Source organism: Pseudacidovorax sp. DMC4, from assembly GCF_056314265.1.
This window is the reverse complement of the sequence record NZ_JBQUYR010000014.1, coordinates 189,761-198,665: the sequence shown is the minus strand read 5'-3', so window position 1 is coordinate 198,665 and position 8,905 is coordinate 189,761. Positions and strand designations below refer to the sequence as shown.

Here is an 8,905-nt window from a genome sequence, read left to right as displayed (position 1 = left end):
ACGCTCAAGCGGGTGAACACCCCGGCGCTGAAGGACATCCCGACGCTGGACGAGCAGGGCCTGAAGAACTTCCAGGTGACGATCTGGCATGGCCTGTACGCGCCCAAGGGCACGCCGGCACCGGTGCTCAAGAAGCTCAACGACGCGCTCAAGACCGCGCTGAAGGACCCGGACTTCATCCGCCGCGAGGAAGCGCTGGGCGCCGTGGTGGTGAGCGACAAGCGCAGCGACCCGGCAGAGCACAAGAAGTTCGTGCAGTCCGAAGTCGCCCGCTTCGGCCCCGTGATCAAGGAAGCCGGCGTGTACGCCGACTGATCACGACAGGCCCGCACCAACGACAAGGCCCGCCAGCGATGGCGGGCCTTTTTCGTCATGGCGCGGGGCGCCGTCCTGCTCAATGGTCGTGGTGCAGGTAGCTCGCCTGCCGCGGCAGCCGCAGGCTGACCAGGAAGGCGATGACCATCATCACGGTCACGTACCAGAAGAAGCTCGATTCGATGCCCGCCGACTTGGCCCACAGCGCGGCGTATTCGGCCGAGCCGCCGAAGACGGCATTGCCCACCGCATAGGCCAGACCCACACCCAGCGCGCGCACCTCGGGCGGGAACATCTCGGCCTTCACGATGCCGCTGATCGAGGTGTAGAAGCTCACGATGGCCAACGCCACCACGATCAGCACGAAGGCCACGTAGGGGCTGCTCGTGTGCTGCAGCGCCGTGAGGATGGGCACCGTGAACAGCGTGCCCAGCGCGCCGAACAGCAGCATGTTGTTGCGCCGGCCGATGCGGTCCGACAGCATGCCGAACAGCGGCTGCATGCACATGTAGAGGAAGAGGGCGCCCGTCATCACGTAGCTGGTCGTCTTGATGGGCAGGCCCACCGTGTTGACCAGGTACTTCTGCATGTAGGTGGTGAAGGTGTAGAAGATCAGCGAGCCGCCGGCCGTGTAGCCCAGCACGGTGAAGAAGGCGGCCTTGTGGTGGCGGAACAGCCCGGCCAGCGTGCCGGCCTCCTGGTTCGTGCGCGTCTGAGCGCCTTGCGTCTCGGTCAGCGAGCGGCGCAGCAACATGGCCACCACCGCGGCGATCGCCCCGACGACGAAGGGGATGCGCCAGGCCCAGGCGCGCAGCTCGGCCTCGGTGAAGATCGTCTCCAGGATCACGATGGTGAGCACCGCCAGCAGCTGACCGCCGATCAGCGTGACGTACTGGAAGGACGAGAAGAAGCCGCGCTGGCCGCGCAGCGCCACCTCGCTCATGTAGGTGGCTGTGGTGCCGTACTCGCCGCCTACCGACAGCCCCTGGAACAAGCGCGCGGCCAGCAGCAGCGCCGGTGCCCAGGCCCCGATCTGCGCATAGGTGGGCAGGAAGGCGATCACCAGCGAGCCGGCGCACATCATGGTGACCGAGATCAGCATCGAGGTCTTGCGCCCGCGCCGGTCGGCAATGCGGCCGAACAGCCAGCCACCGATGGGCCGCATCAGGAAGCCCGCGGCGAACACCCCGGCCGTGTTGAGCAGCTGGACGGTTGGGTCGGACTTGGGGAAGAAGGCGCCAGCGAAGTACAGCGCCGAGAAGGCATAGACGTAGAAGTCGAACCATTCCACCAGGTTGCCCGAGGAGGCGCCGACGATGGCGAAGATGCGGCGGCGCTTTTCTTCGGCGGTGTACGCGGGCTGGAGCGGGGTGGCGGAGGCGGGCGCAGTGCGGCCGGCCGGGTCGATGGAAGCGTTCATGGCAGGCGGTCCAGCTGTTCTGGGGTGTTGTTGTGACCAGGCACAAGCCTGACACCGCCGCGGGCGCCGCGCTGTCAGCCGGGGGCGCGGCGGGGCGCAGGCGTGCTGCGGCGTTGCCGGCCTTGCCCCTTCAGCGGCGCCGTCATGTTCCAGTCAAGGTCGGCGCCTAGACTGCCGGCCGCGCCCGCTGCCCTTGTCGGCCACGGCCGCCCGGCAGCCTTCGGCTGCCAACGCCGACCCGGCCTCGTGCGTTGTCGGCATGGAGGTGCACCGCGCCTTCGCCTTCATCACTGCCTTGGCCCATCGCGTGGCCGCAGGCGCCGTCCGTCCAACCTGCCGCCTGCCCGCCCACGCACCGATCCGCCATGCGCCGCCGACTCCTGCCGCTCGAAGTCTCCAGCGCCGTGGGCAACCGCTGGGACTGGGCCCTGCTGCCCCTGATCCTGGCCGTGCTCTTCGGCCTGGCCTTTGCCGCCTCGCAGATGGCGCGCCCTTATTCCGTGGGCGAGCCGCTGCCGCTGAGTCTGGATCCGGCCGTGCTGCCGTACTACCTTCTTCGCACCACGCTGCGCATGTTCATCGCGCTGGGCGCCTCGCTCGTCTTCGCCTGTACTTTCGCCGTGCTGGCCGCCAAGTACCGGCTGGCCGAGCGGCTGCTGGTGCCGTTGCTGGACGTGCTGCAGTCCATCCCCATCCTCGGCTTCCTGTCGATCACCGTCACCGGCTTCATCGCGCTCTTCCCGGGCAACCTGCTGGGCGTGGAGTTCGCGGCCATCTTCGCCATCTTCACCTCGCAGGCCTGGAACATGGCCTTCAGCCTCTACCAGTCGCTGCGCACGGTGCCGGCCGAACTGGGCGAGGCGGCGGCGGTGTTCCAGCTCTCGGGCTGGCAGCGCTTCTGGCGGCTGGAGCTGCCCTTCGCCATGCCGGGCCTGCTGTGGAACATGATGATGTCCATGTCCGGCGGCTGGTTCTTCGTGGTGGCCTCCGAGGCCATTTCGGTGTCGGGCCAGAACATCAAGCTGCCGGGCGTAGGCTCGTACATCGCCATGGCCATCGAGGCGCGCGACCTGCCCGCCATCGGCTGGGCCATCCTGTGCATGCTGATCGGCATCCTGCTGTACGACCAGCTCTTCTTCCGGCCGCTGGTGGCCTGGGCCGACAAGTTCCGCTTCGACGAAAGCGGCAGCGGCGAGGCCAGCCGCTCGTGGCTGCTGGACTGGCTGCGCCGCACTCACCTGACCCGCGCCACCGGGGAGTGGCTGGCGCACCGCGCGGTGCGCACGCTGGCGTGGTTTCCGCGGCGCTTCGACGGCACCTCGGTGCGCGCCCGGCCGCGGCCGGCCAATCCGCTGGCCCAGCGCGCGGGCGACGCGCTGCTGTCGGGCGCGGTGCTGCTGGCCATCGTCTGGCTGCTGCGATTCATCCACAGCGAGGTGGGCTGGGGCGAGGTGGGGCATGTGTTCCTCCTGGGTCTGTACACGCTGGTTCGCGTGCTGGTGCTGATCGCCATCGCCGCGGTGGTGTGGGTGCCGGTGGGGGTGTGGATCGGCATGAACCCGCGCTGGTCCGACCGACTGCAGGCCGTGGCGCAGTTTTTGGCGGCCTTTCCGGCCAACCTGATGTTCCCGGTGGCGGTGCTGCTGATCGTGCACTGGAAGCTCAACCCCGACGTGTGGCTGTCGCCGCTGATGGTGTTGGGCACGCAGTGGTACCTGCTCTTCAACGTGATCGCCGGGGCGTCGAGCGTGCCCACCGAACTGCGCCATGCGGCGCGCAACCTGGGCCTCACCGGCTGGCTGCGCTGGAAGCGCTACCTGCTGCCGGCCGTGTTCCCCAGCTTCGTGACAGGCGCCATCACCGCCAGCGGCGGATCTTGGAACGCCAGCATCGTGGCCGAGTACGTGAGCTGGGGCGACACCACGCTGCAGGCCCATGGCCTGGGCAGCTACATCGCGCAGATGACGGCGACGGGCGACTTCCCACGCATCGCGCTCGGCATCGGCGTGATGTGCGTGTTCGTCATGGGGCTCAACCACTTCGTTTGGCGGCGCCTGTACCAGCTCGCCGAACAAAGAATGCATTTCTGAGATCTCAGGCTCCACCCCCGTTGCTTGCTCACTTCGTGTAGCCGCCTCCCCCCTCCGGGGGCGACACCAGCGGCCCGGCGAAGCCGGTTCCGCGGTGTCTCCCGCCAACGTCGTCCAATCTGCCAGCGAAGGACCTCACCAGATGATTCAGGAACGCGACACCATCATCGACCTCCACGCCGTCGGCAAGGGCTTCCGGGCGGCGGACGGCACGGCGCGGCCCGTGCTGCAGGACGTGGACCTGCGCCTGGCCGCGGGCGAGATCGTGGCCCTGCTGGGCCCCTCGGGCTCGGGCAAGTCCACGCTGCTGCGCATCCTGGCCGGCCTGGTGCCGGCCGACCGGGGCGAGGTGCGCTACCGCGGCCAGCCGCTGCACGGGCCAGCGCGCGGCATCGCGATGGTGTTCCAGTCCTTCGCGCTCTTTCCCTGGCTGACGGTGCAGCAGAACGTGGAACTGGGGCTGGAAGCGCGAGGCGTGCCGCAGACCGAGCGGGCCCGGCGCGCGGCGGCAGCCATCGCGCTGATCGGCCTGGGCGGCTTCGAAGGCGCGCTGCCGCGCGAGCTCTCGGGCGGCATGCGCCAGCGCGTGGGCATCGCCCGCGCCCTGGTGGTCGAGCCCGACGTGCTGCTGATGGACGAGGCCTTCTCGGCCCTGGACGTGCTCACCGGCGAGCGCCTGCGCGACGACATCCTGGCGCTGTGGGAGGGCGGTCAGATGCCCACGCAGGCCATGCTGGTCGTCTCGCACAACATCGAGGAAGCAGTGCTGATGGCCGACCGCGTGCTGGTCTTCGCCGCCGACCCGGGCCGGGTGCGCGCCGAGCTGCGCATTGCGTTGCCGCGCCCGCGGGACCGTGACTCGGTGGAGGTGCGCATGCTGATCGACCAGGTTTATGCGCTGATGACGGCCGGCGGCTCGGGCACGGCCCACGGCCCCAAGCATGCGGTGCTGGCCGAGCGCCTGCCCTCGGCCGACGTGGCCCGCATGGAAGGCCTGCTGGAGCTGCTGGTGGAAGACGACTTCCAGGGCCGTGCCGACCTTCCGCGCCTGGCCGACGAGGCCGAGCTGACCGACCACGACCTGCTGCCGCTCACGCAGGGCCTGTCGCTGCTGGGCCTGGCCCGGCTGGCCGAAGGCGACCTGCTGGTCACGCCGCTGGGCCGCCATTACGCGGGCAGCGCGCGGGCAGGGCGCCAGCGCATGTTCGGCCAGCAATTGCTGGAGCGCGTGCCGCTGGCGGCGCACATCCGCCACAGCCTGGAGCAGGATCCGCAGGGGCATATCTCCGAAGAGCATTTCCTCGACCTGCTGCGAGAGAGCCTCGAAGACTCCGAGGCCCTGCGCGTGCTGCGCCAGGCCATCGAATGGGGCCGCTATGGCGAGGTGTTCGAGTACGACTTCCGCACCGGGATGATCCATCTGCCGGCGCCGGATCCGGTGGTGGCCGCCGACGGTTGAGCGCGGCTTGCCCCAGTCGGGCGTCGATGCTTCGACCCAACGCGGTGAGGCGCGCGCGCCGTCCGTTCAGGGGAATAAACAACATCAAATTCGATAGCGCGCTTCATTAACATTCCTTGGACTCCGGGCCATTCGGCCCGAGAGCAATCCAATCAATGAGGGGAATGTGGATGAGGGTGTTGGGTTACGCGATTTCCTTGGCGCTGGCTGGCGTCGTGACGGCCTGTGGAGGGGGCGGAGGCGGCGGCGGAGGAGGGGGCTTCTTTCCGGTCGTGCCTTCCGCACCCGCGCCCGCGCCCGCACCATCGCCCTCGGCGCCGCCTGTCGCCGACACGACGCGGCCGACCGTCCTGGCCTTTGTGCCCGCGGCCGGCAATGACGTACCTCGCACCACGGAGATCTCGGCGACTTTCAGCGAAGGCTTGCGCGCGTCGACGGTGACGGACAGCAATGTTCAGATTTCTCGCTCGGGCGCCGCCGTGGACGGGGTCCTGAGCTACGACGCCACGCTTCATAAAGTCTCTTTTGCGCCAGCGCAGACGCTCGACCTCTTGGCCACCTACACGGTGACGGCGGGAACCGGCCTGCAGGATCTGGCCGGCAACGGCCTGGCCGCGGAGCGATCCTGGTCGTTCCGCACGGCCGATGGGGTGTGGGAAACGCCTCGCCAACTGGATGCCGAGAGGACGGCCGTTTCTGGCAACCCGGTCACGGCGCAGGACAGCCAAGGCAACATCGTGGTCGTCTGGTCCAGCCAGGCATCCAGCGGCTGGTATGAGATTCGCAGCGCGACGCGGACGGAGAGCGGCGCGTGGGGCGGGTTCCGAACGCTCAGCGTGCCGGGGAACCGCAATGCCTTGCTTCCGCAGGTGGGTTTCGACCGCCAAGGCGGCGGTTTGGCGATCTGGTCCCAATTTGACGGGTCCGGGGTCGAAATATGGTCATCGCGCTTCCTGAAGGACGGTGGATGGCAAACGCCCGTGCGCCTCGACAGCGGCCTGGATGTCGGGGACGCCTCGCTGGCGGTTGGTGCCGACGGCAATGGTTTTGCTGTGTGGGCCAAGCAGGTCGCACCCTATGGCAATCCGGATGCCTGGGCGGCGCGATTCACGGTCGAGGGTGGCTGGCAGGCTCCGGTGCGGCTGGGCAGTTCGGCCAACAGCAGCTTTTACGACAAGGTCGAACAGCCGCAGGTGGCGATCGATGCGGCAGGCAACGCGTATGCGCTGTGGGTGCAGCGGACCAGCGACGCGCCGGTGTGGGCTGCACGCTACGAGCTGGGCACTGGCTGGCAGCCCGCTGTTTCGCTGGGCGCCACCCGGCTGGGCGATCCGTTCGCGCCCCGACTGGCGATTTCCGGCTCCGGCCAGGTCATGGCGTTGTGGAACTCCTTCGTCTATGCAGGAGGGCCCTACCGCTTCGATCTGTGGTGGAGCACGCTGGGTGGGACTGGCGGTACATGGACCACGCCTGCGCTGCTCGAAACGGACGATTCCGGCAATGCGTTGAGGCAGGTCCTGGTGGCGGACAGCACAGGCAGCTTCCATGCCGTCTGGCAGCAGTACCTTTCCGACTATCGCAGCGATCTCCTGTATCGCCGGTATACGCCAGGCTCAGGCTGGAGCACGGCCACCACGGTCAGCACGACGAACGGGACGTATTGGCAGAACCGCATGCCCAGCCTCGTGGCGGACCGCAATGGCCACCTGATGCTGATGTGGGGAGCCTACCAGTCGGGCTATGGTGGAGATCAGGAGGGCACCTTCGCCAGACGCTATGTATCTGGCGAAGGTTGGCAAGCCACCCGCCGCGTCGGGGCAGCCGGTGCCTCTGCAGCGATGTTCACCTCGCTGGCGATGCGGCCGAATGGCACCATCGCGGCGAGCTGGATGGAGCCATCGGAGCTCCGAAGCGACGGACCGGTCTCGGCCTCCGTTTTCAGGTAGCGCGGCGTCAAGAGGGGCCGTGCAGGTGGACCACGTCCTCGGTGCCGGCGTGCTCGTGGAGGTCGCACATGTTCTGCGTCACGACGCTGGGCCGCTCCACGCCGGGCCGGCGCGCCAGTTGTGCCAGGGGCGGCGGTGTTCATGGCTACAGTCTGCGCCATGACCCCTGCGCTCTGCACCCTGATGGCGGACTACAACCGCTGGATGAACGAACGGCTCTACGACGCGGCCGCCACGCTGCCGGAGGCGGCGCTGTTCGAGGACCGTGGGGCCTTCTTCGGCTCGCTGTTCGCCACGCTCGGCCACATCGTGGCGGCTGACTTGATCTGGCTGAACCGCTTCGTCCAGTTGCCGGCGCTGGCCGAACTGCGCGGACCGCTTTCGGCGCTGCCGGCGCCAACGGGCCTGCGCGACCGCCTCGCTGACAGCCTGCCGATGCTCCGGGAGCGCAGGGTGCAGAACGACGCCCTGATCTGTGACATGGTTCGGCGGCTGGAGCCCGTTCATTTCGATGAGGTGGTCCGCTACGGCAACACCGCCGGTGCCCGCCAAGCCAAGCGCTTCGGTCCGCTGCTGCAGCACTTCTTCAACCACCAGACGCACCACCGCGGCCAGGCCAGCACGCTGCTGTTCCAGGCGGGCGTGGATGTGGGCGTGACCGACCTGAATGCGTTGATCCCCAACGAAGTCTGAAAAGCGCAGAAAGGGGCTGGCCGCTCTCACTCAACCCGGCACGAACAGCAACTGCCCGTCCTTCGAGGGCCGGTAGCTGAACTTGCCGCTCATCACGACCTTGCCGGCGATGCGGGCGGTCCAGCTGTAGTCGCCCACATGCATGCCGGCGTTGCCGAAGTCGCTGGGGTAGTGCACGGTACCCGCGCGTTCGCCGCCCATCTGGGGAGCGGCCGTGGCGGTGGTGGTCTTGCCGCCGGGCATGGTGACGATGAACTCGACGGGCGACTGACGGCTGGCGGCCCGGTCGCTGACGCTCAGCGCGATGGCCGGGCGCGCGACGTACAGGACCGACTGGGCCATGACATGGGTGCTGGCGGCCGTGGCAAGTCCGAGACTGATAGCGAGGGCGAAGCGTCGAAGGGTCATGGAAGTTCCTCGGGTGCAGTGCCTGACGGTCGACGCATCAATCTCCGCATCGGACCGTTCGCTGGTTGGGCATCCCCGGCCCTTCCCATGGCGCCGGGCCGATGACGGTGCCGACGCCCCAGCCGTATTCGAAGCGCTCGCCGCTCGGGAGCGTGCCGAAGGCGCTGATGCGGCCCTTGCCGGAGTCGAAACCCCAGCGTTGCGTCAGCCGATCGATGGTCACGCGGGTGCCCGGCGGCACCGTGCGCAGAAGGCTCCGGCGATGGAAGGCGTCGTTGCGCGTGTCGCGCGGATGGTCCGACAGCACAGGCGTCTCGGCGTCGCCCACGCGGTAGAGGCCGGTCTCGCGCTGCAGCATCACCGCGGCGGGCACGCGCAGCGGCAGGCAGCCGGAGCGGCTGAGGTCGTCGGTGCCCTGGCAGCCCGCGAGCCAGACGGTGCCCGCGGACAGCGTCCATGCAAGACGTCGCAGGCCTGCCGCGCCGGGGCCTGGGCGCGGAGGGCAGGTGCGCGAAAAAGGGTCGGCCGGCATGGGCGCGTTCTGACCCGGTCGAAGGCTTCCGTGCGTAGGACG

At 68.6% G+C, this 8,905-nt stretch carries 9 protein-coding genes; 5 read left to right on the top strand and 4 right to left on the bottom strand.

The genetic code is table 11. The annotated features are described in order from the left end of the window. A partial coding sequence (locus ACT54X_RS23610) for a Bug family tripartite tricarboxylate transporter substrate binding protein (protein WP_476348928.1) occupies positions 1–315 on the top strand: 315 nt, incomplete at its 5' end. 79 nt (positions 316–394) lie between these two features. On the opposite strand, the gene ACT54X_RS23605 is transcribed toward ACT54X_RS23610, so the two are convergent. Continuing rightward, on the bottom strand, positions 395–1,735 hold the full coding sequence (locus ACT54X_RS23605; RefSeq protein ID WP_294368916.1) for an MFS family transporter: 1,341 nt from the start codon (positions 1,733–1,735) through the stop codon (positions 395–397). Positions 1,736–2,100: 365 nt separating this feature from the next. Here ACT54X_RS23605 and ACT54X_RS23600 point away from each other — a divergent pair, with 365 nt between their 5' ends. From ACT54X_RS23600 to ACT54X_RS23590, 3 genes are all read left to right on the top strand, one after another. Continuing rightward, the gene (locus ACT54X_RS23600; RefSeq protein WP_294368915.1) at positions 2,101–3,825 is read left to right on the top strand and encodes an ABC transporter permease; all 1,725 of its coding nucleotides are present in this window, start codon (positions 2,101–2,103) and stop codon (positions 3,823–3,825) included. Between the two features lie 142 nt (positions 3,826–3,967). Further along, complete coding sequence (locus ACT54X_RS23595; RefSeq protein WP_294368913.1) at positions 3,968–5,284, top strand: ABC transporter ATP-binding protein; 1,317 nt, start codon at positions 3,968–3,970, stop codon at positions 5,282–5,284. A gap of 179 nt (positions 5,285–5,463) precedes the next feature. Next, the gene (locus tag ACT54X_RS23590) at positions 5,464–7,230 is read left to right on the top strand and encodes an Ig-like domain-containing domain (protein ID WP_294368912.1); all 1,767 of its coding nucleotides are present in this window, start codon (positions 5,464–5,466) and stop codon (positions 7,228–7,230) included. 7 nt (positions 7,231–7,237) lie between these two features. Here ACT54X_RS23590 and ACT54X_RS23585 read toward each other — a convergent pair whose 3' ends face one another. Further along, positions 7,238–7,312, bottom strand: a complete 75-nt coding sequence (locus tag ACT54X_RS23585) for a hypothetical protein (RefSeq protein ID WP_366934671.1) — start codon at positions 7,310–7,312, stop codon at positions 7,238–7,240. A 77-nt stretch (positions 7,313–7,389) separates the two neighbouring features. Here ACT54X_RS23585 and ACT54X_RS23580 point away from each other — a divergent pair, with 77 nt between their 5' ends. Continuing rightward, positions 7,390–7,923, top strand: coding sequence for a DinB family protein (locus ACT54X_RS23580; protein WP_294368909.1), 534 nt, complete (start codon positions 7,390–7,392; stop codon positions 7,921–7,923). A 30-nt stretch (positions 7,924–7,953) separates the two neighbouring features. Here the strand turns inward: ACT54X_RS23580 and ACT54X_RS23575 are convergent, their stop codons facing one another. After that, positions 7,954–8,331 carry a hypothetical protein gene (locus ACT54X_RS23575; RefSeq protein ID WP_294368907.1) on the bottom strand — a complete coding sequence of 126 codons (378 nt, stop codon included), beginning with the start codon at positions 8,329–8,331 and terminating at the stop codon, positions 7,954–7,956. Positions 8,332–8,368: 37 nt separating this feature from the next. Then, positions 8,369–8,863: a hypothetical protein gene (locus ACT54X_RS23570; protein WP_294368903.1), complete on the bottom strand. Its 495-nt coding sequence runs from the start codon at positions 8,861–8,863 to the stop codon at positions 8,369–8,371. Positions 8,864–8,905: the final 42 nt, after the last annotated feature.